The sequence below is a fragment of the Bradyrhizobium tropiciagri genome (genome assembly GCF_001189845.1).
Classification (GTDB): domain Bacteria; phylum Pseudomonadota; class Alphaproteobacteria; order Rhizobiales; family Xanthobacteraceae; genus Bradyrhizobium; species Bradyrhizobium tropiciagri.
In genome coordinates this window covers 41475-66429 of sequence record NZ_LFLZ01000041.1, presented here as the reverse complement: position 1 = coordinate 66429, position 24955 = coordinate 41475, and the positions used below count along the sequence as shown (strand labels likewise).

The 24955-nt window shown below is 63.4% G+C and carries 22 protein-coding genes and 2 pseudogenes; 12 read left to right on the top strand and 12 right to left on the bottom strand.

Annotation, left to right across the window (positions count from 1 at the left end):
- Window positions 1-119 precede the first annotated feature (119 nt).
- From AKN84_RS27895 to AKN84_RS27875, 5 genes are all read left to right on the top strand, one after another.
- A complete protein-coding gene (locus AKN84_RS27895; protein ID WP_050423753.1) occupies window positions 120-1085 on the top strand; it encodes a LysR family transcriptional regulator in 966 nt (321 codons plus the stop codon).
- A 107-nt stretch (window positions 1086-1192) separates the two neighbouring features.
- Window positions 1193-2152 (top strand): AraC-like ligand-binding domain-containing protein, encoded by a 960-nt coding sequence (locus AKN84_RS27890; protein WP_050423752.1) that lies wholly within the window; start codon window positions 1193-1195, stop codon window positions 2150-2152.
- A 190-nt stretch (window positions 2153-2342) separates the two neighbouring features.
- Window positions 2343-4370, top strand: coding sequence for a hydantoinase/oxoprolinase family protein (locus AKN84_RS27885; RefSeq protein WP_050423751.1), 2028 nt, complete (start codon window positions 2343-2345; stop codon window positions 4368-4370).
- A 3-nt stretch (window positions 4371-4373) separates the two neighbouring features.
- Window positions 4374-6335, top strand: a complete 1962-nt coding sequence (locus AKN84_RS27880) for a hydantoinase B/oxoprolinase family protein (RefSeq protein ID WP_050423750.1) — start codon at window positions 4374-4376, stop codon at window positions 6333-6335.
- Entirely contained in the window at window positions 6320-6508 is a 189-nt protein-coding gene (locus AKN84_RS27875) for a hypothetical protein (protein WP_050423749.1), read from the top strand. Before AKN84_RS27880 ends, AKN84_RS27875 begins: the two co-directional genes overlap by 16 nt.
- A gap of 65 nt (window positions 6509-6573) precedes the next feature.
- Here AKN84_RS27875 and AKN84_RS27870 read toward each other — a convergent pair whose 3' ends face one another.
- Window positions 6574-7332 carry an SDR family NAD(P)-dependent oxidoreductase gene (locus AKN84_RS27870; protein ID WP_050423748.1) on the bottom strand — a complete coding sequence of 253 codons (759 nt, stop codon included), beginning with the start codon at window positions 7330-7332 and terminating at the stop codon, window positions 6574-6576.
- 80 nt (window positions 7333-7412) lie between these two features.
- Window positions 7413-8683, bottom strand: a pseudogene (locus AKN84_RS50470) (ROK family protein).
- A 241-nt stretch (window positions 8684-8924) separates the two neighbouring features.
- On the opposite strand from AKN84_RS50470, the gene AKN84_RS27860 reads away from it, so the two are divergent.
- The 7 genes and pseudogenes from AKN84_RS27860 to AKN84_RS27830 all read left to right on the top strand — a co-directional run bounded on the left by AKN84_RS27860 (window position 8925) and on the right by AKN84_RS27830 (window position 17110).
- Window positions 8925-9890 (top strand): sugar-binding protein, encoded by a 966-nt coding sequence (locus AKN84_RS27860; RefSeq protein ID WP_083633148.1) that lies wholly within the window; start codon window positions 8925-8927, stop codon window positions 9888-9890.
- A gap of 63 nt (window positions 9891-9953) precedes the next feature.
- Window positions 9954-11480 carry a sugar ABC transporter ATP-binding protein gene (locus tag AKN84_RS27855; protein WP_050423746.1) on the top strand — a complete coding sequence of 509 codons (1527 nt, stop codon included), beginning with the start codon at window positions 9954-9956 and terminating at the stop codon, window positions 11478-11480.
- On the top strand, window positions 11477-12538 hold the full coding sequence (locus AKN84_RS27850) for an ABC transporter permease (protein WP_050423745.1): 1062 nt from the start codon (window positions 11477-11479) through the stop codon (window positions 12536-12538). Before AKN84_RS27855 ends, AKN84_RS27850 begins: the two co-directional genes overlap by 4 nt.
- Before the next feature lie 307 nt (window positions 12539-12845).
- The gene (locus AKN84_RS27845) at window positions 12846-14198 is read left to right on the top strand and encodes a carbohydrate porin (RefSeq protein WP_050423744.1); all 1353 of its coding nucleotides are present in this window, start codon (window positions 12846-12848) and stop codon (window positions 14196-14198) included.
- Between the two features lie 40 nt (window positions 14199-14238).
- Window positions 14239-15003, top strand: coding sequence for an ATP-binding cassette domain-containing protein (locus tag AKN84_RS27840; protein ID WP_050423743.1), 765 nt, complete (start codon window positions 14239-14241; stop codon window positions 15001-15003).
- Window positions 15003-16085: an ABC transporter permease gene (locus AKN84_RS27835; protein ID WP_050423742.1), complete on the top strand. Its 1083-nt coding sequence runs from the start codon at window positions 15003-15005 to the stop codon at window positions 16083-16085. Before AKN84_RS27840 ends, AKN84_RS27835 begins: the two co-directional genes overlap by 1 nt.
- 93 nt (window positions 16086-16178) lie before the next feature.
- Window positions 16179-17110, top strand: a pseudogene (locus AKN84_RS27830) (sugar-binding protein).
- A gap of 35 nt (window positions 17111-17145) precedes the next feature.
- On the opposite strand, the gene AKN84_RS27825 reads toward AKN84_RS27830, so the two are convergent.
- The 10 genes from AKN84_RS27825 to AKN84_RS47830 form a co-directional block, all read right to left on the bottom strand.
- Window positions 17146-17916 (bottom strand): adenylyl-sulfate kinase, encoded by a 771-nt coding sequence (locus AKN84_RS27825; RefSeq protein ID WP_050423741.1) that lies wholly within the window; start codon window positions 17914-17916, stop codon window positions 17146-17148.
- A gap of 55 nt (window positions 17917-17971) precedes the next feature.
- Window positions 17972-19897 (bottom strand): tetratricopeptide repeat-containing sulfotransferase family protein, encoded by a 1926-nt coding sequence (locus tag AKN84_RS27820; RefSeq protein WP_050423740.1) that lies wholly within the window; start codon window positions 19895-19897, stop codon window positions 17972-17974.
- Window positions 19890-21512: a tetratricopeptide repeat-containing sulfotransferase family protein gene (locus AKN84_RS27815; RefSeq protein ID WP_283805545.1), complete on the bottom strand. Its 1623-nt coding sequence runs from the start codon at window positions 21510-21512 to the stop codon at window positions 19890-19892. Before AKN84_RS27815 ends, AKN84_RS27820 begins: the two co-directional genes overlap by 8 nt.
- An 18-nt stretch (window positions 21513-21530) precedes the next feature.
- On the bottom strand, window positions 21531-21788 hold the full coding sequence (locus AKN84_RS27810; protein ID WP_050423738.1) for a hypothetical protein: 258 nt from the start codon (window positions 21786-21788) through the stop codon (window positions 21531-21533).
- Between the two features lie 77 nt (window positions 21789-21865).
- On the bottom strand, window positions 21866-22288 hold the full coding sequence (locus AKN84_RS27805) for a beta-barrel domain-containing protein (RefSeq protein ID WP_050423737.1): 423 nt from the start codon (window positions 22286-22288) through the stop codon (window positions 21866-21868).
- 225 nt (window positions 22289-22513) lie between these two features.
- Window positions 22514-22939: a thioesterase family protein gene (locus tag AKN84_RS27800; protein WP_050423736.1), complete on the bottom strand. Its 426-nt coding sequence runs from the start codon at window positions 22937-22939 to the stop codon at window positions 22514-22516.
- Window positions 22940-22942: 3 nt separating this feature from the next.
- Window positions 22943-23539, bottom strand: coding sequence for a superoxide dismutase (locus tag AKN84_RS27795; protein WP_050423768.1), 597 nt, complete (start codon window positions 23537-23539; stop codon window positions 22943-22945).
- Between the two features lie 463 nt (window positions 23540-24002).
- Window positions 24003-24194, bottom strand: a complete 192-nt coding sequence (locus AKN84_RS27790) for a hypothetical protein (protein ID WP_050423735.1) — start codon at window positions 24192-24194, stop codon at window positions 24003-24005.
- Window positions 24195-24253: 59 nt separating this feature from the next.
- The gene (locus tag AKN84_RS27785) at window positions 24254-24646 is read right to left on the bottom strand and encodes a hypothetical protein (RefSeq protein ID WP_050423734.1); all 393 of its coding nucleotides are present in this window, start codon (window positions 24644-24646) and stop codon (window positions 24254-24256) included.
- 88 nt (window positions 24647-24734) lie between these two features.
- Window positions 24735-24917 carry a hypothetical protein gene (locus tag AKN84_RS47830; protein ID WP_050423733.1) on the bottom strand — a complete coding sequence of 61 codons (183 nt, stop codon included), beginning with the start codon at window positions 24915-24917 and terminating at the stop codon, window positions 24735-24737.
- Between the last annotated feature and the right edge of the window lie 38 nt (window positions 24918-24955).

Genomic DNA, 24955 nt, shown 5'->3' with positions numbered 1-24955 from the left:
CTCTCAGGTCTGGAATCGGCGTCACCGCGCGCTCTCGGCTTGTCGGCACGAGAGTTGCAAAGAATACCGCCGGGCTGAGAAACACCGCTCATGAGTTAGGCAACATCGGAACAACCGCGATGTCCGTTTCTCTGAAACAGATCCGCTACTTCGTCGCCGCCGCCGAGACCGGGCGCATCAGCCAGGCGGCGATCGACCTCAACGTCTCGCAATCCGCGGTCACCGCGGCGATTCAGCAGCTCGAAGCGACCGTCTGCGCCCGCCTGCTGGAACGCGCGCCGAACGGTGTCACCGTCACCATGGAGGGCAGTCGCTTCCTGTCCCAGGGCCGCCAGATCCTCGCCGCGGTGGCCGAAGCGGTGCGCAACACGCAGATGTCAGCGGGACCGTTGTTCGGGACGATCCGCATCGGCGTCACCTACACCGTGTCGGGCTACTTCCTGCCGCGCCACCAGAAACGCTTCCAGGCAAGCTTTCCCGGCATCACGATCGAGCTGTTCGAGGCGCCGCGCGACGTGCTGGAACGTGCGCTCGTCGACGGCGCGCTCGATCTCGCGGTCATGCTGGTGTCGAACCTGCGCGACAACGCCATGCTGACGAGCGAGACGCTGCTGCGATCGCCGCGCCGCCTGTGGCTTGCGCCCGAACATCCGCTGACCCGCACTGAGCGGGTCCATCTCGCCGACATCGCAACCTATCCTTACGTCATGCTCACCGTCGACGAGGCCAAGCACACCTCGATGCGCTACTGGAGCAACGCCTCGCTCGAACCGAACACGATCTTCCGCACCTCCTCGGTCGAGGCCGTGCGCTCGATGGTCGCAGGCGGCATGGGGATCGCCATTCTCTCCGACCTGATCTACCGGCCCTGGTCGCTGGAGGGACAGCGGATCGAGACCCGCGTCATCGAGGACGAGGTGCCCAGCATGGATATCGGTCTTGCCTGGCGGCGCGACACCAGGCCATCGGAAGCCGCGATGGCGTTCCGCGATTTCATGCGCTTTGCAGTTGCCGGCGTCGGGCCGGGGCGCCCCCCCGTCACCATGGATCAGCGGCACCAGGCCGAGGAGGCGATCGAAATCTAGAATATCTGTTTCCGTTTTATTCGACTTGACGCCGTCCGGCAGTCCTCGCCAAACTTTGGCCGGGGGACACGGCGACCGGAGGCACAGCCGGCGGCGGGGAGTGAGACATGCAAGTCACCTACACGACCAACGACATCCCGTTGCAGAGCCGCCGCCAGTACTGGCAGGAGGTGGTTTCCCGAACCTACTACTCGCTCGACCTGCGCTTTCCGAGCACGCGCGAGTTCGATGCGCGCCTCGGCGCCTGGTCGATGGGTCCGCTCTCGGTCTCGCGAAACATCGCTAATGGCCTGCTGTACAAGCGCCATGAGCGCCACCTCCTGAGCGAGCGGGAGGAATCCTTCCTGATCACGGTGCCCGAGCTCGCCGAAATCCGCTTCGAGCAGGACGGCAAGGTGGTGCATTGCCGTCCCGGCGCATTCCTGATCGAACGCAGCCATCTGCCATACGAATTCAGCCACCAGGATCCGACGGCGCTGTGGTGCCTGAAGATCCCGAGCGCGGTGCTGCGCGGCCGCATCTCGCGGCCGGAGCGCCTTGCTACCCTGCAATTCGATGCCAGCCGCAGCGTCGGCGCGCTGTTCGTCGACACGCTGCGGCTCTCAGGTGAGCGCATCGAGGAAATGGACGAGACGGCGCGCACGCTGATGGGCAAGCACCTGATCGAGCTGCTTGCCATGGCCATCGAATCCGACGACCGCGTGCTGACCGGCCACTCGTCCTCGGTACGCAACGGCCATCTATTGCGCTGCGAGCAGTTCATTCGTGCCCGCCTCGACGACATGCGGCTGACGCCGCAGATGATCGCCGACGGCTGCGGCATCTCGCTGCGCTATCTGCACCAGATCTTCGAGGGCGAGGGGCTGACCGTCTGCGCCTATATCCGCAACCAGCGGCTGGCGATGTGCGACGCCCTGCTGCGCGATGCGAGTTGCCGCAAGAGCATCTCGGAAATCGCCTATCAATGGGGCTTTGCCGACCAGGCGCAATTCAGCCGCAACTATCGCGGCCGGTTCGGCTGCACCCCGAGCGAAGCGCGCGCCACCTCGCGCGCCGCCAACGCCTGACTGCGGCAGCACGACCGCATCGGCCTGATCGTTTCCTGGGCAGCCGTCTTTGGCAGCCCGCCGCCGTCCGCGGCACGCATCCCCGCCATGCGGTTCGCTCTCTCGCACAAATCTTCCTGCGCTCAGCGTCAAGAAGCCGGGCCGCCGCTCTGCCTAAGATCGGCGAAACGCTTGTTCGAAAGGAAGACGCATGGCGCAGGACCTTCGTGTGGCTGTCGATGTCGGGGGCACGTTTACCGACATCTGCATTATGGACGAGACGACCGGTCTCATCCGCATCGAGAAGACCTCATCCACGCGCGATCCGATCGAAGGGATCATGGGCGGTGTGTCCAAGGCAGGCATCGATCTGTCCAGGGTGGCGCTGTTCTCCCACGGCACGACGGTTGCCACCAACGCGCTGATCACGCGCCGCCTGCCGCGCACCGCCGTGGTGACGACCAAGGGGTTCCGCGACGTCATCGAGATCCGGCGCGCCAACAAGGAAGACCTCTGGGACACCTACAAGGACGTCGTGCGGCCCTATGTGCCGCGGCGCGATCGCCTGACCGTGCCCGAGCGCGTCGATGCCGGCGGCAAGGTAATCGAACCACTCGACGTCGAAGCCGCGCGCGAGGTGGCACGCATCCTCAAGCGCCGCGGCGCCGCCGCCGTCGCGGTCTGCTTCATGAACGCCTATCTCAACGGCGCCAATGAGCGCGCCATGCGCGACATCCTGCTGGCGGAGATGCCCGACATTCCGGTGTCGATCTCCTCGCAGGTGCTGCCCGAGATCTTCGAGCATGAGCGGTTCTCGACGACGGTTGCCAACGCCGTCGTGAGCCCGGTCGTCGTCAACTACACGAGCCGGCTCGGCGACCGCCTCGCCCATGAGGGCTACACCCGCGATCTCCTGCTGCTGCACACCGGCGGCGGGGTGATGACGCCGGCGAGCGTCAAGGACTTCGCGGCCCGCCTCGCCGGCTCCGGCATCGCCGCCGGCGCCATCGCCAGCCGCTATATCGCCGGCCTCTGCGGCTTTCCCAATTCGATCGGCCTCGACATGGGCGGCACGTCCACCGACGTGTCGCTGGCCTATGAGGGGCAGTCGCGCATCACCAAGGATTGGCACATCGAATTCGGCTATCCGATCCGCTTCGCCTCGATCGAAGTGCTCACGATCGGCGCCGGCGGCGGCTCGCTGGCCTGGACCGACCCGGCCGGCTCCCTGCGCAACGGCCCGCAATCGGCCGGCGCCCACCCGGGACCTGCCTGCTACGGCAACGGCAACACGCAGCCGACCAACACTGACGCCAACGTGACGCTGGGCCGGCTCGGCACCGACCTTGCCGGCGGCAAGGTGAAGCTCGATCCCGAGCTGGCGCGGCAGGCCGTCGAGAGTGGGGTCGCCAAGCCGTTCGGCCTCGGCCTGCACGAGGCCGCGGACGCGATCGTCAAGGTCGCCAACGCCAACATGTCGGATGCGGTGCGGTTGATCTCGATCAGCCGCGGCTACGATCCGCGCGACTTCGCGCTGGTGGCATTTGGCGGCGCCGGCGCGCTACATGGCGTCGACGTCGCGCGCGAGCTGTCGATCCCGGTCGTGATCGTGCCGCCGAACCCTGGCGTGACCTCCGCGCTCGGATGCTTGCTCGTCGACATGCAGCACGATTTCTCGCAGAGCTGCATGGTCGACGCCGCCGCCGCCGACGCCGCCGAGATCGAAGCACAGTTCGCCGAGCTCGAGAAAGCCGCGCTCGCGCGCCTTATCCATGAGGGCGTCGCGCAGAAGGACATCGTGCTGCAGCGCTCGATCGACATGATGTATCGCGGCCAGTGGCGTTCGCTCGCGGTGAACGCGCCGCAGCCGATCGGCGCGATCGCCGACCTGGTGCAGAGCTTCCACGCCGAGCACCAGCGCGAATACAACTTCCGCCGCGACAGCGCACCGGTCAGCTTCTTCCGCCTCAACCTGAAGGCGGTCGGTGTGGTTCCCAAGGCCGAATTCGCCGTTCACGCGCCGACCGGTGTTAGCCCCGCGCCGGTTGGCCACCGCAGGGTCTGGTTCGAAGGCAGCGGGCTCGATACGCCCGTCTATCAGCGCGACGACCTGCCCTGCGGCTTCTCCTTTCAAGGCCCCGCGATCATCGAGCAGCTCGATGCCACCACCGTCGTGCCGCCCGGCGCCGGCGCCGAGGTCGACAAATATCTCAACATCATCATCCGCGTGAAGGAGTGAACCATGGCCACGGCCCTCCCGCTCGACCCCGTGACCTTCGAGGTCCTGAAGAACTCCTTCATCACCAGCGTCGACCAGATGGGCGAGCAGGTGCTGCGAACCTGCTACTCCTTCGTGATCTACAACCGCGATTTCTCGAGCGCACTGCATGACGCCAACGGCGAATGCGCCGCGCAGGGCAACCAGGACATCGCGGTCCACGTCGGCACGCTGCATTTCACCTGCAAGGACGTGATGCGCCATTTCGAAGGCGACATGCATGAGGGCGACGTCTTTGCGATCAACGATCCCTATGCCGGCGGCACGCACTTCTCCGACGTGCGGCTGATCCGCCCGATCTTCGCCGACGGCAAGATCATCGCCTTCAGCCAGTCCAACGGACACTGGTCCGACGTCGGCGGCAGCGTGCCGGGATCGTTCGACGTCGCGGCCCGCGAGATGTTCCGCGAGGGCCTGCGCATCACGCCGGTCCGCCTGTTCGACAAGAACGGCCTGCGCAAGGACGTCGCGCATCTGATCGCCTCCAACACCCGCGACCCGGCTTCGATCATCGGCGACATCCAGGCGCAGGCTGAAGCCACCGCTGTCTGCGAACGCGAGATCCTGCGCCTGGTCGGCAAATACGGCCGCGACACCGTCGAGACCGGGCTTGCCGCGGTCCAGGACTATGTCGAGCGCTCGGCGCGCCACCGCATCGCGGCGCTGCCCGATGGCGAATGGGAAACCGTCGACTTCATCGACCGCGATCCGGCCGGCGGCGAAGGCATGATCCCGATCCGCATCAAGTTGACGATCAAGGGCGACCGCGCGATCTACGACTTCACCGGCAGCCATCCGACCATCGGCTCGATCTACAACTCGGCGTTCGGCGCCACCTTCTCCGCGGTTGCCGCCGGCATGAAGACCTTCTTCCCCGACCTGCCACTCAATTCCGGCTTCTATCGCTGCTTCGAGATCATCGCCCCCGAAGGCTCGATCGTCGATGCCAAATGGCCGATCGCGGTGACCGGCTTCCTGATGCCGTTCGAGAAGATCATGAACTCGATCTACGAAATGTGGTCGAAGCTGATGCCGGAGCGGGCGCTCGCCTGCGCCTTCAACCTCGAATATCTGCTCACCGGCGGGCTCGACGCCCGCAGCGCCGACAAGCCGATCTTCATGTTCTACGACTGGCTACCCGGCGGCTGGGGCGGACGCAACGGCAAGGACGGCAGCAATGTCACCACCGCCTGCTTCGGCACCGGGCTGATGTCGCAGCCGGTCGAAGGCCAGGAGCGCGCCAACCCGATCCTGACCACCGAATGCGAGATCCTCACGGACTCGCCCGGCCCCGGCAAATGGCGCGGCGGCGCGGGCGTGGTGAAGACATCGCGGATGCTGCAGGCCGAGAAGACCGTGATCTCCTATATCTGCGACCGCGAGCGCGCCATCGTGTGGGGCATCGAGGGCGGTCTGCCGTCGATGCCGCACGGCCTGACGCTGAAGCGCGCCGGCAGCGCGACCGAGGAGCGGCTCGGCTCGATCTTCTCGGACGTTCCGATCGGCGAAGGCGACGTGTTTTCGCGTCCAACCGCCGGCGGCGGCGGGTTCGGCGACCCGCTGGAGCGCGATCCGAACCTCGTGATCGAGGACATCAAGGACGACTATGTCTCGGTCGAACGCGCCGCCAAGGACTATGGCGTCGTGGTGCACACGATCGATGCCGAGCTCTGCAACTACGAGGTCGACAAGGTCGCGACCGCCGCGCTGCGTGCAAAGATCCGCTCCGAGCGCGTCGCCAATGTCCGGCTCGATCCGGAACTGGTGGCGCAGCGCTATCGCGGCGGAGAGCTCAACGCGTTCGACGTGATCCGCAAGCATGCGGTGATCCTCGACTGGGGCACCGGCGCGCTGCTTGCCGAATCCACCCGCCAGTTCCGCGAAGCGTTCGAGCGGCGCTCGGTCGCGATGTGGAAAGCCGGCTGATCGTCATCGAGAGCCGCGCCGCCGGCGCGGTCCATGCGCCAGAAGAGGACGAGAAGCCGCCGCGCGTGCTCGAACTCCTGCTCCATCGCACGCAGGATCTGGCCCTTCCCCACATCGCCGATGCATGGACGGACAATCTGATACGGTCGCATCAGACAACGCGCAACAAATAGCGGCGAACCCGCGTCCCGTCCGGCGCGTCAACGCCGTCGATTGAATCGCTAGACCAGTTGAATCGTTAAACCCAACCGCCGTCGACGATATGGCTCTGGTTGGTGCAGGCGCCGCTGTCGTCGGCGGCGAAAAACAGCACGACGCGGGCGATGTCGTCAGGCACGAGCTTGCGCTTGAGGCACTGCCGCTGCATCAGTTCGGTGACGCCTTCGGGCGTCAGCCACAGATCTTGCTGCCGCTGGGTCATGATCCATCCGGGCAGGATGGAGTTGACCCGCACATTGTGCGGCCCGAGATCGCGGGCCAGCGCGCGGGTGAGGCCCTGAACCGCTGACTTCGCCGTGGTGTAGCAGGGCATATTGCCCTGACCGATCACCCAGCTCACCGATCCGATATTGATGATCGCACCGCCGCCCGCCTGTTTCATGTCGGGTGCGACCGCCTGGGCGCTGAAGAACTGATGCTTCAGGTTGACGGCGATCCGCTCGTCCCAGAATTCCGGTGTGACGTCCTCGATCGCATGACGATCATCGCGCGCCGCGTTGTTGACCAGGATGGTGATCGGCCCGAGCGCCTCGCGGATGCCGGCGACCGCGCGGCGCAGCGCGCCGATGTCGCGCAGATCGGCGTGCTCGAAGCGCACGCGGGCATGCGCCCCCAGATCAGACAGCAGTTGCTCCGAGGACGTCAGATCGATGTCGATGAAACCGACCCGCGCGCCCTGGCTGATGAACTGGCGGACGATCGCCTCGCCGATGCCGGAACCGCCACCGGTGACCAGGACGGTCCGGTCCTTGAGGCTTGGATAGATAGCACCCTGCATTGGCATCCTCACGATTTGGCGCCTGAAGGGCGTCAGTTGCATTGCTACGGCTCAAGCAAAGGGCCGCAGCTCCCGAGGTTTCACTCGGTTGTCTCCATGTGGCTTCGGTCCACGACCCGCAGCGTCCGCCGCACCATGCCGTCGACGATCGTCGCCGACTCGCTGGGACGCACATGGATCGCCGTGGATTTGAGCAGCCACGGCAGCACCGCCTGCTCGAGCCGTTCCTCATAGGCACTGCGCATCATGTCAAACGCCTGCAGGCCGGGGCCCGCGAGGATCAGATGATGCGGGCGCAGCACCGATATCGTCGTGGCGACCGCCTCGGCAAGCGCGTGGCCGGCCTGCCGGAACAACTGTTCGAGACGCGGATCGCCGGCGCGTGCCCGCGCCCTCAGCAGCGCCATCTGCGCCTCGGACGGTTGCTGCGACACCGCCGGCGGCAGGTCGAGAAAGGTGCGGGCGTCGCGGTAGAGCGCATAGTCGGCGAGATGGGCCTCGATGCAGCCGCGCTGACCACAGCGGCACTGCGGACCGTTCGGCGTCAACTTGACATGGCCGATCTCGCTGCCCGCGCCGGCCCCCCAGCGCGCTTCACCGTCGACGACGATGCCCATGCCGATGCCGTGACCGACCATCAGCGTGGCCGTGAGCCCCTGCGCCAGTGCCGGCTCGGCTGCGACAAGGGCGAGCGCCACCGCGACCGCGTCGTTCGCCATCACGACTTCGACGCCGAATTCCTCGCGGATCGGTTTTGCCAGATCGACGTCGGTGATCGACAGCGCGGGGCTCCACAGATGCCGGCCGGTGTCGGCGTCGACGATTCCCTGCAGCGCATCCCGATTCCCAGCAGCCGGTCTCGCGGCGTCGCCGTCTCTTCGAGCATGGCCTCGATCTGCGCGACCACGAGATCGCACACCGCGCCTGCATCGAGGCCGCGCGTCGTCAGTTCAAGCCGCGATTGCGCCAGTGCCGAGCCGCTGAAATCGGCGATCAATGTCTCGATCAGATTCATGCGCAGCGAGACCGCAATGATGCGGCCGAATTCGGGGTTCAGGGTCAGCAGGACCGCCGGCCGGCCACGGCGGCGGCCGTTCAACCCATCCGTATCCTCGTCGTCGGTATCGTCCGGCCACGACGTCACTGCATCGGTCTCGGCCTCAACCAGCAGGTCTTCCGCCATCAGCTTCGACGTGATGGCCGAAATGGCCGGGAAGCTCAGCCCGGTGCTGCGTGCAAGCTCGACGCGCGGCAACGGTCCCTGACGCCGCAAGACTTCAACGAGACGGTCGCGGTTCGATCCCCGGGTCAGACTTGAAGCGCGTCTCAGCGGTTCGGACTGCTCATTCATACGGGCTTTTTTAATTCGCTTGATAAAATTATTCAACGGATACGCCTCAGAAGTTGGCCGAAAAGCATCGATTGCGACCGAAATACATCACCTTCCTACTATTTTTGCTTGAATAGCTGGACTCGAACATCCTTGACTGGACTTTTTGTCGCGCTAATTTATTAGTTACGTGAATAAAATAAGGCGTGAAAAGCGCCGAGCGTGAAATCCCCTCGCGGGGGGTATCGACAGGGAGGTGCATATGAATGACTCAATGAGAAGATTGATCGTGCCGCTGCTGGCGGGCGCAGCTGCGCTCGCGATGACCACGGGGATAGCACAGGCACAGCAAAAAAAGACCATCGCGCTGGTGACCAACGTCGCGGCCGACTTCTGGACCATCGCGGGCCGCGGGCTTGAGAAGGCGCAGAAAGAGCACCCAGACTACAATATCGAATTGATCGTCACCAACGAAGGCACCGCGGCCGGCCAGCGGCGCGAGCTGGACGACCTGCTGGTGCGCGGCGTCGCCGGCATCTCGATCTCGGTCGACGATGCCCCGCATGCGACCGAAGAACTCAACAAGGTTGCGGCCAAGACCGTGCTGATCACGACGGACAGCGACGCGCCGCAGAGCAATCGTCTCGCCTATATCGGCACCGACAACGTCGCGGCCGGGCGGCAGGCCGGCGAGGAGATCAAGAAGGCGCTGCCGAACGGCGGCAAGATCGCGCTGTTCGTCGGCACGATGGACGCCGACAACGCCCGCGAGCGGGTGCAGGGCATCAAGGAATCGATCGCCGGCACCAAGGTCGAGCTGGTCGACGTGTTCACCGACCAGGTCGACTTCGCCAAGGCCAAGGCGAACATGGAGAACGTGCTCGTCAAGTATCCCGACATCGCGCTGCTGTCCGGCCTGTGGAGCTACGAGACCCCGCTGATCTATGACGCGGTGAAGGCCGCGGGCAAGGCCGGCAAGGTCAAGATCGTCGGCTTCGACGAGGATCAGCGCACGCTGCGGGGCATTTCCGACGGCACGATCGAATCCACCGTCGTGCAGCAGCCGTACGAGTTCGGCTATCTCTCCGCCACCAACATCATCAAGACGCTGAACGGCGACAAGTCCTGGATCCCGAAGGACAGCAAGCTGATCGTGCCGACCAAGGTGATCAGCAAGGCCAACGTTGCGGAGTTCGCTGCGAATCTGAAGGACCTGCTGAAGAAGTAACTTCAGCCGGCTTCACCGCCCGGCCGCAACGGCCGCCGGGCGGTGTGCAGGAGGACATGCCGAATGGCGGAAACGCTGCTGGAACTCAGCGGAATCAGCAAGACCTATCCCGGCGTCCGGGCGCTCGACGACGTCAATCTGCGCGTCTGCCGCGGCGAGGTGCTGGGCTTGATCGGCGAGAACGGCGCCGGCAAGTCGACGCTGATGCGCGTGCTGGCGGGCGTGATCGCACCGAGCGCGGGCGTGATCCGCATCGGCGGCACCGAGCACGCCCGGATGACGGTGAACGAGGCGACGCTCGCCGGCATCGCCTTTGTGCATCAGGAGCTGAACCTGTTCGAGAATCTCGACGTCGCAGCCAACGTCTTCATCGGACGCGAGAAGCTTGCCGGCGGCCCGCTGAAGCTGGTGGACAACGCCGAGATGCGCGCCCGCGTGACGCCGCTGCTGGAACGGCTGGGCGCCGATTTCACGCCGAGCACTCTGGTCGACAATCTGTCGATCGCGGAGCGTCAGATGGTGGAGATCGCCAAGGCGCTCTCGATCGACGCGCGCGTGATCATCATGGACGAGCCAACCTCGAGCCTGACGATTTCGGAGACCGAACGGCTGCTGGAGGTGATCGCCGACCTCAAGGCACACGGCATTTCGGTGATCTACATCTCGCACCGGCTCGGTGAAATCATGAGCTGCGCCGATCGCGTCGTGGTGCTGCGCGACGGGCGCACGGTGGGGGAGCTGGCGCGGGACGAGCTGAGCCACGCCGCCATGATCCGGCTGATGATCGGCCGCGACCTCAAGGCGCTGTACACGCCCCCGGCGCACACGCCGCAGCCTGGCGGCTGCGACATCGCAGGCGTCGTGACGACGGCCTTTCCCGACCGGCAGATCGATCTTTCGGTACGGCGCGGCGAGATCCTCGGCCTCGCCGGCCTCGTCGGCGCCGGCCGCACCTCGCTTGCCCGCGCGGTGTTCGGCATCGACCCGCTGCTGGGCGGCGAAATCAGGATCGACAACGCACCGGTCGGTGTCGCCTCGCCGCGCGATGCGATCAGGCAGGGAATCTACCTGGTGCCGGAGGATCGCAAGAAATCCGGGCTGGTGCTGGAACTGCCGATCCGCGAAAACGTGACGCTCGCGAGCCTGTTGGACTATGCGCGGATGTGGCTGGTCAACGGCAGCGCCGAACGCAAGATCGCAAAGGACCAGGCGAGGCGCCTGTCGATCAAGGCGCCGAGCATCGATATCGAAGCCGTGACGCTCTCCGGCGGCAACCAGCAGAAAGTGGTGCTGGGCAAGTGGCTCTCGATGCAGCCGCGCGTGATGTTCTTCGACGAGCCGACCCGCGGCATCGATGTCGGCGCCAAGAGCGAGATCTACGCGCTGATGCGCAGCCTCGCCGACCAGGGCGTCGCCATCGTGATGATCTCGTCCGACATGGAAGAGGTGATCGGCGTCTCCGACCGGGTCGCAGTGATGCATGAAGGCAGCGTCAGCGGCGTGCTCGAGCGCGATCAGTTCAGCGAATACAACGTGTTGCGGCTGGCGGTGGGCCAAGCGCTCGAAACCATGGAGGCCGCTGCGTCATGATGAAGAAGGAGCTCGGCCTGTTCTTGCTGCTGGCGGTGATCTCCGCCGTCACCGGCGCGATCAACCCGGCCTTCCTGTCGTTCGTGAACCTGCTCAACATGGCCAATTTGATCGGCCTGTTCGGTGTGTTCGCGCTGGGCGAAGGGCTCGTCATCATCACCGGAGGCATCGATCTTTCGCTCGGCTCGATGTTCGCGCTGCTTGGCGTCGTCTTCATCGACCTGCTGACGACGTATCAGGTGCCCTGGCCGTTCGCACTGCTGCTGGTCCTGATGGGCGGGCTGGCGCTGGGCGGCATCCAGGGCTTCCTGATCACCCGGCTGAAGATGCAGCCCTTCATCGTGACGCTGTGCGGGCTTTTGATCTATCGCGGCGCCGCGCGCTACTACACCAGCGATTCGACGCGCGGCTTCGGCTACGGCGACGAGGCCAGCACGCTGAGCAACATCGCCTCCGGCAATGTCGCGGGCATTCCGAACACTTTCATCTTCCTGATCATCCTGGCGGTGATCCTCGGCGTGCTGCTGCATCGCTCGGTCTACGGGCGCTGGCTCTATGCCGTCGGCAAGAACGAGGAAGCGGCGCGCTTCTCCGGCATCAGGACCAACCTCGTGATCGCGACCGCCTATGTCATCAGCGGCGGTCTCGCCGGCGTTTCGACCGTGCTGTTCGTGTTCTATACCAACTCGGTCTCGCCGAGTTCCTTCGGCAATTTCTACGAGCTCTACGCGATTGCGGCGGCCGTGCTCGGAGGCTGCAGCCTGCGCGGCGGCGAAGGCTCCATCCTTGGTATCGTGCTGGGGACGGCGCTGCTGCAGGTGCTGCAGAACCTCGTGAACATCCTCGGCATTCCGAATTCGCTGAACTTCGCGGTGATGGGCACCGTGATTCTGATCGGCGTGCTGGCGGATCAGCAATTGCAGGCCCGGCGGCGGCGCAAGGCCGCGCTGGCCGGCCTCGCCCGCACGGCACCGAAATCGAAGGAAAACACTCGTCTGCAGAACGCGTCTGCGCACGGCGCGGCCGCGTTGCCGACGACGACGGGCGATCAGGCATGACCACTCGATAAGGATGAACCGTGGCCGGGAATAGGGTCGCGGCGACTTGAATAGAAGACCATGGGGAGGAGTTCGATGCGCAGGACCGATGAAGCATACGACGCTGGCGTCCGCATTCGCGCTGCAGGCCGGACCGGCCGGGCGACGGACAGACCCTCACCACCGTCTTGAGAGGCTTTGGTGCGCACGCGATTTCTATCTCTAGTTGAGGGATGAGTGCACTGAAAGGGGCGCGTTCCGTGCTGAAGGGCTTTGGGCGGGAACGTGATGCAAATGGACAAAGCCGGGGACGCTGGGAGTGCAGAAAATGTCACTTAGGTCGGTAGGCACCGCGGGGGCGTGCGGATTGGGGATCGCCCTATTATCTCTATTCGGCGGCGGCGGCGCGCATGCGGCCGATCTGCTCACGAAGGCCCCGCCTGTGCCTTACACGGAGACTGATGATTTTTGGACAAGGCCGTATTTGTTCGGCGATCTCGGCAGGACGCAGCTGAAAGAGCGAGGCATCTCGCTCGCCCTGACGCTGGGCGACGAAGCCGTCGGCAATTTGTCGGGTGGCAACAAGAATGTCGGGGCTAACGCCGGACAGCTGTTCTTCCAGGCAAAGTTCGACATGGCGAAACTCGCCGGTATCCAGGGCGGCCTGGTCGGCCTCACGCTGGTCGACCGCTTCGGTCACAATCTGAACGACGACGCAGGCATTCCGGCCTTGCAGCTGACCAACGAGGTGTTCGGCCGCGGCAATATCCTGCGTCTCACAGAACTCTACTACTCGCAAAAGCTGTTCGATGATCGCCTCGAACTCAAGGGCGGCCGCCTGCCGGTCGGCTCCGATTTCTTCTTCGGTCTGTGCGAGTTCATCAACCTGACGTTCTGCGGCGGCCAGCCCGGCAACATCCAGGGTGGCTACATCTACAATTGGCCGGTGAGCCAGTGGGCCGGTGTGGCGCACTACAACTTCGCCAAGGAATGGCAGCTGTCGGTCGGCGTCTACGACGCCAATCCGAATTATCTGACGACGTCGGATTCCTCGACCTACTTCCTGCCGGGCGTTCCCGGCTCGAGCCGTGCCTCCGGTGTGCTGGTGCCGGTCGAGGTGGTCTGGGGGCCGAGCGGTCCCCTGAACGGGACCTGGAGATTCGGCGGCTGGTATGACAGCGCATCGACGATTGACGGCGGCCTGCCGGGCATCATTGCAGCTATCCCGGGCGTCGATGGTGTCCCGGGCCAAAATCTCGGAGATCAACGCGGCCGCTATGGCGTTTATGAGTCGATCCTGCAGCGGCTGACCGTTGAGGGCGCAAAGGCGCAGGGTTGGTACATGTTCCTCAACACGACTGTCGCCGATCACCGGACGTCGTACCAGGACTACCAGGTCGCGCTGGGCTTCAGGCACACCGGAACATTCTCCTGGCGCCCGGAAGACGAAGTCGGCTTTGCGGTGGGTACGACCCACGTGAATTCGGCGGCCCTCACGCCCAACGCCGGCGGCAACGAAGTTCCGATCGAAGCCTGGTACGGCTGGCAGGCGACCGGCTGGATGAACCTCAAGTTCGATGCCCAGTACGTGATCAATCCGGGCGGACGCGGCTATAACGGCGCCGGCGTCAAAACCGAGAACGCCTGGGTGCTTGGTCTGCGCACGCTGGTGCACTTCTGAGCCGGAGGTGGTTTGCCAGCATGCCGAAGCGAGACCAGCCATGGTAACCCCTCACGACGCCGGGCTGGCAGTCCTGGAGTTGAAGGGCATCGGCAAGGAGTTCGGCGCCATTCGCGCGTTGCATGGCGTCGACCTGCGCGTCTCCCCCGGCGAGGTTGTCGGCCTGATGGGCGACAACGGCGCGGGCAAGTCGACGCTGGTCAAGATCATCGCCGGGAATTTCCCGCCAACTCACGGCGAGATCCGCTTTGACGGCAAGCCGGTTCACTTCGTCCGTCCGATCGATGCCCGCGCGGTCGGCATAGAGGTGGTCTATCAAGACCTCGCGCTGGCCGACAATCTCACGGCAGCGGCCAATGTGTTCCTCGGCCGTGAGCTCAAGCGCAAGCTTGGTCCGTTCGCGTTGCTCGACCACAAGGCGATGGCAGCCCGCGCGCTGGAGCTGTTCGGCGAGTTGCGCTCGGAGACCCGGCCGCACGATCTCGTCAAGCAGATGTCGGGCGGCCAGCGTCAGGCGGTCGCGATCGCGCGGACCCGGCTCTCCAATGCCAAGCTCGTGATGATGGACGAGCCGACGGCCGCAATTTCGGTCCGCCAGGTCGAACAGGTCCTGAGCCTGATCCATCGCCTGAAGGAACAGGGCGTCGCGGTCATGCTGATCTCGCACCGCATGCCCGACGTGTTCGCTGTCTGCGACCGCGTCGTCGTCATGCGTCGCGGCGAAAAGCGGGCCGACAAGGCGATCGGCGACACCAGCCCCGAGGAAGTCACCTCCCTGATCACGGGAGCGAAGGAGGCTGCGTGATGGCCACGCCCCTGGAATCTCCCCTCACCTTCACCAATGTCGGCAAGGCTAAATGGTGGCGAAGCGGCTTCTTCGCCTCGCAGACTGGCTACGTCCTGCTGGCGCTGGTGGCGCTGTTCGTGGTGATGAACTTCGCCAGCCCCTATTTCCTCACCCAGGGCAATCTGCAGAATGTGGCGAAGAACTTTTCCTTCATCGCCATCGCCACGCTCGGCGTGACCTTCGTCATCATCACGGGCGGCATCGATCTCTCGGTGGGCTCGGTGATGTGTTTCTCCGCGATGATCACTTCGATGGTCATGACGTCCATCTCGACGCCGGGCATGCCTGGCGCGGAGTGGTTCGTGCATCTGGCGGACGACGGCAAGACCGTGATCGCCAACATGCCCGGGTTGATCCTGCTCGTCTCGGTGCTGGCAGGGCTCGGCGTCGCGCTGGTGGTCGGCCTCGTCAACGGCTTCTGTATCGCGGTGCTCGGGCTGTCCCCCTTCGTCACTACGCTCGGCATGCTCTCGATCGTGCGCGGCCTCGGCTACGTCGTTTCCAACGGCCGCGGCAGCTTTCCCAGCGGCCCCGAAGCCAGTTATTTCTACACGCTGACATCGGGTGTCGTGTTCGGCCTGCCCGCGCCGTTCATCTATCTCGTGGTGCTCGCGGCGGCAATGGCGGTGGTGCTGCACCACACCGGTTTCGGCCGCCACGTCTTTGCGCTCGGCGGCAACGAGAAGGCGGCGGCCCTGACTGGAATTCCGGTCGTCCGTGTCAAGATCGAGGTCTACGTGATCTGCGCGCTCGCGGCCGGCCTGCAGGGCATCATCATCTGCGGCTGGCTCGGATCCGCGCCGGCCAACATGGCGACGTCCTACGAGCTCAACGTCATTGCCGCCGCCGTGATTGGCGGCGCCAATCTTGCCGGCGGCGTCGGCGGCCCGCTCGGGGCCATCGTCGGCTGCGTGCTGCTGGAGGTAATCCGCAACGGCCTAGTGCTCGCGCAGGTCAACTCCTATTGGCAGCAGACCCTGGTGGGCGTGATCATCATCGCAGCGGTCCTGGTCGACCGCCTTCGCTCGCGCATGGCCTGACAAGTTCATCCTGGAGGATCGTGATGTCCGCCTATCCGCCTCCTGGAGCCACCACCTGAAGGGATAGGCACAATAAGAATGCGGAGGGAAACAATGAGGAAGGCACTTCTTGCCGCCGCGGTGCTCGCCATGATGGCGACGCCCGGCTTTGCCCAGAGCTACAAATTCGTGATCGTGCCCAAGGCGATGAATAATCCGTTCTTCGACTTCGCGCGCGACGGCTGCCAGAAACGAGCCAAGGAGCTCGGCAACATCGAATGCATCTACAAGGGGCCCGTCGAGCACGAGCCGGCAACGCAGGCGCAGATCATCCAGGACTTCATCACTCAGAAGGTGGACGGCCTGGCGATCTCGGTCGCCGACGTTGCCGCGATGACCAAGTCGATCGAGGCGGCAACCGCCGCCGGCATTGCCGTCATCACGTTCGACTCGGACGCACCTAGCTCGAAGCGAATTGCTTATATCGGCACCGACAACAAGGAGTTCGGCACAGCGCTCGGCAAGCAATTGCTGAAGCTCCGGCCCGATGGCGGCAAATACGCGATGATCTCCGGCGGGCCGGGTGCGGAGAACCTCGCTGAGCGTGTCGACGGCGTCCGCCAAGCGCTCAAGGGCTCGAAGTGGACCGAAGTCGGGGGCTCGCCGACCTTCTGCAACGACGACCCCGCGCTCGGCGTCCAGCAGATGACCGATCTGCGCACCGCGACGCCCGACCTCGCGGCGATCATCCCGGTCGGCGGCTGGCCGATGTTCGCGCCGGAAGGCTTCAAGGCGTTCGCCAGCAAGAGCAAGAAGGACATCGACGCCGGCAAGTTCACGCTGGTCGTGGCCGACACCCTCAAGATGCAGCTGGAGCTCCTGAACGAGGCTACGCCAATGCGCTGATCGGCCAACGTCCCTTCGAGATGGGCGAGAAGGCGATGGATACGCTGCTTGCCATCAAGAAGGGCCAGAAGGTGCCGGAGATCATCCACACCGGTCTCGACGTTGTGACAAAGGACAACGTCGCGGCGATGCTGAAGTAAGAGTTAAGCGGCGCTTTGATGGTTCGCCACGCTCGTTATCGAGAGCAGCTCATCAAGCGCCGCACTTCACTCGCCGAGATCGCTTCCGTGCCCTCGTCCAACACCAGCTTCTCCACCACATAGCCGACGTCGCGCCCGTAAAACACGTTGGTGATGTTCGGTAGCGCGACGACGACGAAGCGGCCGACGTGATCTGCGAGGCCTGTTTCGATGCGCTGCCTGATCTCGGAAAACGAGAACGGATTCTTGTCGTCGGTTCCGTGTGTGTCGCGTACAGCCACGCACACCTGCCCGACCCGCCGGATGCCTTCCTCTATCAGCCGGCGGTGGCCTGCGTGAAACGGTTGGTACCGCCCGACGAAGAGTGCGGTCGGCTTTCGTGGATCGAATGGCGGACGCAATCTGGCAAGCACCTTCTCGGCCCAGAATTGCGGAGTTCCATTTCCATTCACGCGGAGATCGAAATTGCCGGGAAGAACGAACATGCGGTTGGTATCTTCAAAGCGTCCTGCATCGATGCGATCGACCCAGATGATAAATGCCTTGCCAAAGGCCGCTCGGGTCTCATCCGTCGGGCAGACGAAATCGGCAATCACGGTACCACCGGCCTCGACGACACGATCGCACATCCATCCCATCCGCCTGGCGTGCTCGACACGGTCTTCGTGACTGAAGCCGAGATCGCGTGACAGATTCTCGCGTACCGCGTCCGCGTTGAACACGACGGCATTGATGAGCGGCGCAAGGGCTTTTGCCAATGTGGTCTTGCCCGCGCCAGGTAGCCCCATGATCAATATCTTGCGCATCTTGTTCCTCTTGGAAGATACCGAACCGCTGCCAGATGCGGATCGGCGACCCGCTTCACGAGGCCCCCATTGTGAGGTTCGCTTGTCGCGGCAGGCTGTTGAATACCCCGAGCCAGGGTTCATAGCGTTGCCAGCGCGAGACGGAGGTTCGATAGATCGGCTGCCGCGCCTGCCACACGCTTGCGGTCTTGATCACCCGCTGGTTTTGCTCCGGCCGCAGACAGGCGTCGTCCCATTGCAGGCCGCAAAATTCGATGATCCGTCGTATGAAGGGTTCGGGAGCCGCGACCACATCTTCATAGCTGATTTCAAGCAGGAATCCCGGCGGCAGCACGTTGCGCCAGTGTTCGGTCAGCCGAGCATATTGCCGGTAATAGTCGACGATCCATTGCCGATCGAACGAAAAATCCATGCCATTCGCAAAGTTGTTGAAGTAGACCGAAAGGCAGGTATCGATCGGATCGCGGCGGCAATGGATGACGCGCGCCCGGGGGAATGTTGCATACAGCAGCCCGATGTTGTGGAAGTTCTGCGGCAGCTTGTCGGTGATCCTGCGGGCCATGGGAGAGATTTGCTTCAGCCTCGTCTGATAGGCTGCTTGCGTCTCCCGGATCCACGCCGGATCGATCCTCCCCTCACGGTCCACTCCGAATTCCGGGGCATGATCGGGCCAGAAAGCCAGCTCGCCACCCGCCGTGACATCGGGATGGCTTGAGAGGACCTGCTCGACCAACGTCGTGCCGGAGCGCGGCATTCCGACGATCAGCACCGGCACGTCCCACGCATGCGCGGCGTCTTTGTTGCGATCAAAGAATTGTGGCGTGAAACGCCGGATCAGCCGATCAACAAGCTCGGCGTGCGCCGCGGCATCGTAGTACTTGCTCTTGACACGCTTTTTCAGTGAGTTCGCTTGGTCGAAATGTCCGATGGCGTGACCGTACTCGCCGATATCGTCATAGGCCTTGCCCAACGCGAAATGGACAAGTGCCGCCTCGTGTCCGGTGATCGCCGGATTTCCCAACTTTCGCTCCAACTGACCGATCAAGGGCCGATCGGCATCCGTGAGGCGCTTCACCTCAACCAAGCCAACAGGTCCCAGTACGTCGTGAGTGTTCAGCGCGTTCGCCAGGTCGAATGACGCGGACGCTTCATCGAAGCGCCCCTGCTGCATCAGGACCGTGCCCAGCATTGCATGCGCATCGCTCTTGCGCGGCTCGAGCACAATCGCGCGCCTGACGAGTTCTTCGGAAGCCAGATCATCGCCCTCGAAGCCGAGTATCCTGGCCTCGCACAACAGCGCAAAGGCCGTGCCCTGTCTGAGCGCAGCAGCGGCGCGAAGGCACTGGATGGCCCGTTTGCGGTAGCCTTCCTCTTCGAGCAGCAGCCCGAGCTTGTAGTGCGCTTCCACCAGATTTGGCCGCAACCGCGCGGCTTCTTGATACCGTTCCATGGCGGCGGGAAGCGAGCCCAGCGCCTCCAATGCAAGCGCCATGTTGTAGTGTGTCAGCCCGCACGATGGATCGATCCGCAAGGCCTCGGCGAAGCAATCGACGGCTCGCTCGAATTGGCTCTCCGCCAGAAGGACAAGTCCACGGTCATTGTGCGCCCCGGCGTTGTCCGGCTGAAGTTGCAGCGCGAGATCGAGCTCGTTGGCTGCCCCGGCAAGATCGCCGTCCTCGCGCAGCAGGTTAGCCAATTGAACGTGGGCCGAAACATGGTTTGGATGCAATGATACGGCATGCCGCGCAATGCGGAGCGCGAGCGGCAGTCGGCCGGTTTGCCCCGCCACGGCGGTCAGGATCTGTAGACCGGCAAGGTGATCAGGCTGCTGGACCAGGATCTCGCGAGCCCGCCGCTCGGCATCATCGCCTCGGCCGTCGGTGTACGCCCCAATCGCGTCCCGCAGCAGGGCCTGAATATCGCTGGACGACGGAGCGGTCGCGGGCGCCTCCCCGATCCACATGGCGAGTTCGTCATTCATGCCGGGTCAACGCTGCGAATAAGGAATCGAGGTGCTTCTCGTAATTCCGCCACCGCCCGACTGAGCTTTGATACAGCGGCTGCCGAACCTGCCAGTAGCTCAAGGTCGATACCGGCCGTTCGGTGAGGTGAAAATTCATGCAAGTCGGCTCCCAGTCCAAGCCAAGAAACTTGATCAAGCGCCGGCTTTGACCTTCGAGGTCGTCGGTCAGGGCCTCGTAATTCATCTCGATGATCCGATCGGGCAACAGGCCGATCCAGTGCTGGGCCAGTCGTCTGATCAGCCGGGCCCTGTGGCCACAGTCCGCCAGATCGTAGGAAAAATGCTGGGCTCCAGGTGCGAACATCTGAAAATAGCAGGACAATGCGATATCGCGATCATCGCGGCTGCACAGGACAAATCGCGCCCGGGGAAACAGCTGCGCAAGAAGGCCAACATGAAGAATGTTGTCCGGCATCTTATCGACGACGCGATGGGCACCTTTCGCATCACCGTACAGCTTGACGATGTGCTCCTTCGCAAGTCTCCGCGCTGTGTCATGAAACGCCTGGGCTGCGCCGGCAATGTCGGGGCGGCTCAGGACGCCGTCCATCCGAATGACATCACCGAGTTCACCCGCACCGAACACACGCGAGTGGCTGGCGCAGATCTGCTCCACCAGCGTCGTGCCGGACCTCGGCATGCCGACGACGAACACCGGCAATTCCGACATGTTGCTGAAGTCCGCAGCTCCGACGCGGGCTCGGTCGCGGTAGCGTTCGATCAACTGTTCGATCCGGGCGGTGAAGCTCTCCTTGTCGAACAGATCGGCTACCTTGGGCCAAATGCCGCGGACCAGGCTGTTTGCAGCGGAATACCGCGCGAACGCCTCATCGTATCGTCCGGTCTTGTCCAGCAGACGTCCAAGGCCAAACCCCGCGGTGATGCGCCCGTCTATGCTGGTGTCTGGCTGCTCGAGCGCATCGGCAAGACGTTGCTCGTCTTCGGTCTCGAGCGCGGAGCCCTCGCTGGATACATGCTTGTACGATCGCAAATCGCCCGGATTGAGAGCGCGAACCTTGTCGGAATAACTGTCAGCCTCTTCGAACCGACCTAGCGATCGCAGTGCCCAGCCGATTCCGGCCAGGGCGTCAGGCAGGCCCGGCGAGATGGTCTCTGCCCGCTGAAAACACACCAGCGCCTCGTCGGCCTGGTTCAGATAGATCAGCGTGGCACCCTTGGCGCACAGAAACTCCGGAATGTCGGGCTTCAAGGCCAGCGCCTTGTTGTGGCAGCGCAACGCCTCCGGCAATTGTCCCATATCTCGAAACTGGGTTCCCAGAACGTAGTACGATTCCGCCCGGTTGGGAGACAGAGCGATGATTTTAGACCAGTGACGCGTGGCGTCCTGCAATCGCCCCGCGGATCTCAGCGTGATGGCGAGTTGAATCTGCGCCGGCATGGAAGCGGGCGCGATTGCGACCGCCGCTTCACAGTAGGAGACCGCCGCCTCATAGCGACCGAGATCCGACAACAATGTCGCAAGTTCGGTATATGCGAGGACCATGTCCTGCTTGATGTTGATGGCGCGCTGATACGCGCCGATCGCCTCGTCGTTCTCATGGATCGTCCGCAGCGCGCTCCCGAGATTGACCTACGCCTCGGGATGGCCGGGATGAACCTTGATCGACCGCCGGATCAGGTCGATCGCACATCGAACGTTGCCGCGCTGCAATTCGATGGCCCCGAGCATGTGCAATGCCTGGGGGTGGTCAGGCAATCTTGCCAGGACGCCGCGATAGCCGGCCTCCGCCTCAGCCAGATCTCCCAGTTTGTGAGCAGCGACCGCGGCCGAGAGAACGTCCATGATCTCCGTCATCTGGTTGCGGAAACTCTCGTTCTCGTCGAACAACCTGGCTAGTCTCGCGCGGAATTCTTCGGCGGGACCAAGCGCCACGCCTGTCAAGGCAGTCGCTGGTGAAGCCGCACTCATCGCTCGCGCAAGCTCTCGTGTCTGTAGCGCATGATCGGCGACAGCACATATTCAATTACGCGCCGCTGCCCGGTCCTGATCTCCGCCGTCACCCCCATGCCGGGCCCGAGCTGCATTTCTCCCTGTTCTGTACCGATCGTGGTTTCCTTCAACGCGATGCGAACCATGTAGGAGGACTCACGCTCGGAAGGGCTCCCGGCAACCTGCTGTTTCGCTGCAAACGGATCCTTGTCGGATGTCTCGGAAGAAGGACGCGTGTAGCGCAGGGCGTCTCGGCCGACGAGTCGAACATTGCCGTGGAGGAGACCGTAACGCGTGTAGTTGAAGGTCTCGACCTTGATCTCGGCTTGCTGCCCCACTTCAACGAACCCCACCTCGCGGTTGCCCCTTGCGCGGTCGGTGTACTTTTCAGCGTTCATAGGACTATCCCTCGGACCCGCGGTCTGTCGTCAAATGGCCAGGAATGGAGCTGCGATCCGGCTCGTATCGGTGCGGCAGGCTGTATGCCCGGGAGCTTCTGCCTCATCTCTTCGGCATTTGGCCTCGGGGGGATGGACGATGACGACGCGATCGGACATGACGATTACTCCCTGCTCGATGCTCAGTTCCGGCTCCAAAGGACGCGATATGAATCGCCCGCCACCTCAGCGTGGCGTCGCGCGGGGGACTGCTGATCGCGCAATCTTGGCGTCGAGGCGCTGCTGTAGTCTGGAGACCTCGACGACCATCCGCTCATGGATCCCCTTGCCGATTTTCTCGACTTCATCGGAGGCGCTGACGACAAACGCGATCCGGCGGCCTTCGACCGCTGTGACCTCGGCTGTGGCGGTCACCGTCTGCCCGACTGTGGTCGCGGTGAGATGTTGCACGTTGACCAAGGTGCCGACCACGCTTTCACCCGGCTCGAGATAGCCACGAACGGCGTTCAACGCGGCATTCTCCATCGCCATGATCATGACCGGCGTCGCCAGCACCGGCGGCAGGATGCTATCCTTGACGCGGTTGGCCAGGTGCTCGGGCCTCACGACAAGCGCGAAGCGTCCAGTTGCGCCAATCGGTACGACCTTCATTGATCACGCCGCCTGCTTGAAGAGATCATCGACATACTCCCAGTTCACGAGGTGGTCGAGAAACGCCCTGATGTAATCCGGCCTGCGATTGCGATAGTCGATGTAGTAGGCGTGTTCCCACACGTCGCAGCCCAATATGGGCTTTGCCCCATGGACGAGCGGATTCTCACCGTTGGGTGTTTTCGTGACGATGATCTTGCCGTTCTCGACTGCCAGCCAGCACCAGCCGGAGCCGAACTGTCCGGCACCGGCGGCGACGAACTCGTCCTTCATCTTCTCGATCGAGCCGAAGTCCGCCCTGATCTTGTTTTCAAGCATTCCGGGTAGCGCACCTCCAGCGTGTAGTTTCATCCATTTCCAGAAGTAGGTGTGGTTCAGGTCCTGGCTCGCGTTGTTGAACAGGGGAACGTTGTGCCCGAAAGAGCCGATCACGACGTCCTCCAGGCTCATTCCTTCCCATTCGGTACCTTTGATGAAGGAATTGAGGGCATTCACGTACGCGGCATGATGCTTGTCGTGATGATATTCCAGCGTTTCCCTCGACATGTAGGGAGCGAGCGCATCATGGGCATAGGGCAGATCGGGAAGCGTGAAGGACATGGACATCTCCTCTGGAGAGAACATCGGCGACGGCATAGTGATTGCCACGCGACCGCGCTGCCTCCCCAAGATCCTGAGCAACTCATGTGCCACATCTGAAGTTCTACGATATCAATCAGTTGCGTTGCGGAGGGAGGTGCATTCGGACAACTTGTCGAAAGCAAACCGGACAAAATGTCCCGCGTGTCGCGTTGGAGCTCGACTCACCAAACTGAGGAAGATCGCCTGTCAAAAACAGCGGTTCGACATGGATCGAACTCGAATGACAGCAAGCGGCGAGCACCCGCGGGCACGTCTACGCCCCCCGACGCACATGGAGCGTATACGCCCAGATGGGCTGCGTCGATAATGCGCCAATGCCGGCCATTTCGTCAGATCGGCCAAACGACGCGAAAGCTCAGCATCAGCTCCTTGATCGAGCTCTGTAGGCGTTTCGGAACCAAGCATCGAGACGACGGCGCAACTAGTCGGCCTCATCGAGCGGCGGCCGGGTCACGCGAAATCCGTGCGCGTCCGCAAAACGAAGTGCCTCTACGATCATCGTCTTAACGACCTTGGGTTCATCATCGTGATTGAGCTCGTACTCCAACAGCATTGAGGCAAACGCCTCCTCGTCAACCTTTTCCAGCGCATCAGCCAGTTCAACCAGCGTCATCACGCATCTCCTCGTTCACGATCTCGCCTGCTGCACGTTCAACGGGGCGCCCGACCCGCCTAGTCCGCCTGATCATACATGACCGCAAGGGCAGCAAGGGCGAGCAGGATGTACTCGCCGTTGTAGTCGGCGTCCTCGTCGGTGGAGAGATCGAATTGCTGCCACACGCCGTCCAGCTTTCCGGCATCATGCTCGGCAACGACCTTGACGGCGACTTCGCGGATGGCATCGAACTGCGAGAAGTCGAAGTGCAGCCCCTCGCCGTCCATGAACAGCCCATGGCTCTGCAAAAAGGTCGCCATCGGCATCGTCGTCTCACTGATGTAAAAGAGCAGGTCGTCCGCTTCCAATGGCCGATCCTGTGCCTGCGGCATGAGACCGACCTGATTGATGAGCAGATGTGCCTTGGCCTGCATATCCTTCGACAGCTGCTGGTTGGACACAACGGTCATTTCTGAAGCTCCTCGCTCTTCACACCCCAGTCGAGCGCCGTCACTATCGGCAGGGAAACATCGGCCGGCGAGAACACCACCCCTGGTATCATTTGATGCGGCGTCCCTGGAAGTAACCCTCGTTGGTGGTGTTCTCGCGGATGTTTGCCGTATCACCCTGTTCCGCGTAGTTGTCCTCACGCTTCTTCGACGACGTATCCTTCTTGACTTCGGGATCACCGCCGGTGCTTCGGGCTCCGGTTGGCCGGCGGAACAGGGGGCATTTTTCCATGATGACGTGGCATTGCTGCGTCTCCTTCTCCTTGACCT

Coding starts and splice junctions, on each gene's coding strand:
- AKN84_RS27895 (WP_050423753.1), top strand. CDS start 120: ATGTCCGTTTCTCTGAAACAGATCCGCTACTTCGTCGCCGCCGCCGAG.
- AKN84_RS27890 (WP_050423752.1), top strand. CDS start 1,193: ATGCAAGTCACCTACACGACCAACGACATCCCGTTGCAGAGCCGCCGC.
- AKN84_RS27885 (WP_050423751.1), top strand. CDS start 2,343: ATGGCGCAGGACCTTCGTGTGGCTGTCGATGTCGGGGGCACGTTTACC.
- AKN84_RS27880 (WP_050423750.1), top strand. CDS start 4,374: ATGGCCACGGCCCTCCCGCTCGACCCCGTGACCTTCGAGGTCCTGAAG.
- AKN84_RS27870 (WP_050423748.1), bottom strand. CDS start 7,332: ATGCAGGGTGCTATCTATCCAAGCCTCAAGGACCGGACCGTCCTGGTC.
- AKN84_RS27860 (WP_083633148.1), top strand. CDS start 8,925: ATGAATGACTCAATGAGAAGATTGATCGTGCCGCTGCTGGCGGGCGCA.
- AKN84_RS27855 (WP_050423746.1), top strand. CDS start 9,954: ATGGCGGAAACGCTGCTGGAACTCAGCGGAATCAGCAAGACCTATCCC.
- AKN84_RS27850 (WP_050423745.1), top strand. CDS start 11,477: ATGATGAAGAAGGAGCTCGGCCTGTTCTTGCTGCTGGCGGTGATCTCC.
- AKN84_RS27845 (WP_050423744.1), top strand. CDS start 12,846: ATGTCACTTAGGTCGGTAGGCACCGCGGGGGCGTGCGGATTGGGGATC.
- AKN84_RS27840 (WP_050423743.1), top strand. CDS start 14,239: ATGGTAACCCCTCACGACGCCGGGCTGGCAGTCCTGGAGTTGAAGGGC.
- AKN84_RS27835 (WP_050423742.1), top strand. CDS start 15,003: ATGGCCACGCCCCTGGAATCTCCCCTCACCTTCACCAATGTCGGCAAG.
- AKN84_RS27825 (WP_050423741.1), bottom strand. CDS start 17,916: ATGCGCAAGATATTGATCATGGGGCTACCTGGCGCGGGCAAGACCACA.
- AKN84_RS27820 (WP_050423740.1), bottom strand. CDS start 19,897: ATGAATGACGAACTCGCCATGTGGATCGGGGAGGCGCCCGCGACCGCT.
- AKN84_RS27805 (WP_050423737.1), bottom strand. CDS start 22,288: ATGAACGCTGAAAAGTACACCGACCGCGCAAGGGGCAACCGCGAGGTG.
- AKN84_RS27800 (WP_050423736.1), bottom strand. CDS start 22,939: ATGAAGGTCGTACCGATTGGCGCAACTGGACGCTTCGCGCTTGTCGTG.
- AKN84_RS27795 (WP_050423768.1), bottom strand. CDS start 23,539: ATGTCCTTCACGCTTCCCGATCTGCCCTATGCCCATGATGCGCTCGCT.
- AKN84_RS27790 (WP_050423735.1), bottom strand. CDS start 24,194: ATGACGCTGGTTGAACTGGCTGATGCGCTGGAAAAGGTTGACGAGGAG.
- AKN84_RS27785 (WP_050423734.1), bottom strand. CDS start 24,646: ATGACCGTTGTGTCCAACCAGCAGCTGTCGAAGGATATGCAGGCCAAG.
- AKN84_RS47830 (WP_050423733.1), bottom strand. CDS start 24,917: ATGGAAAAATGCCCCCTGTTCCGCCGGCCAACCGGAGCCCGAAGCACC.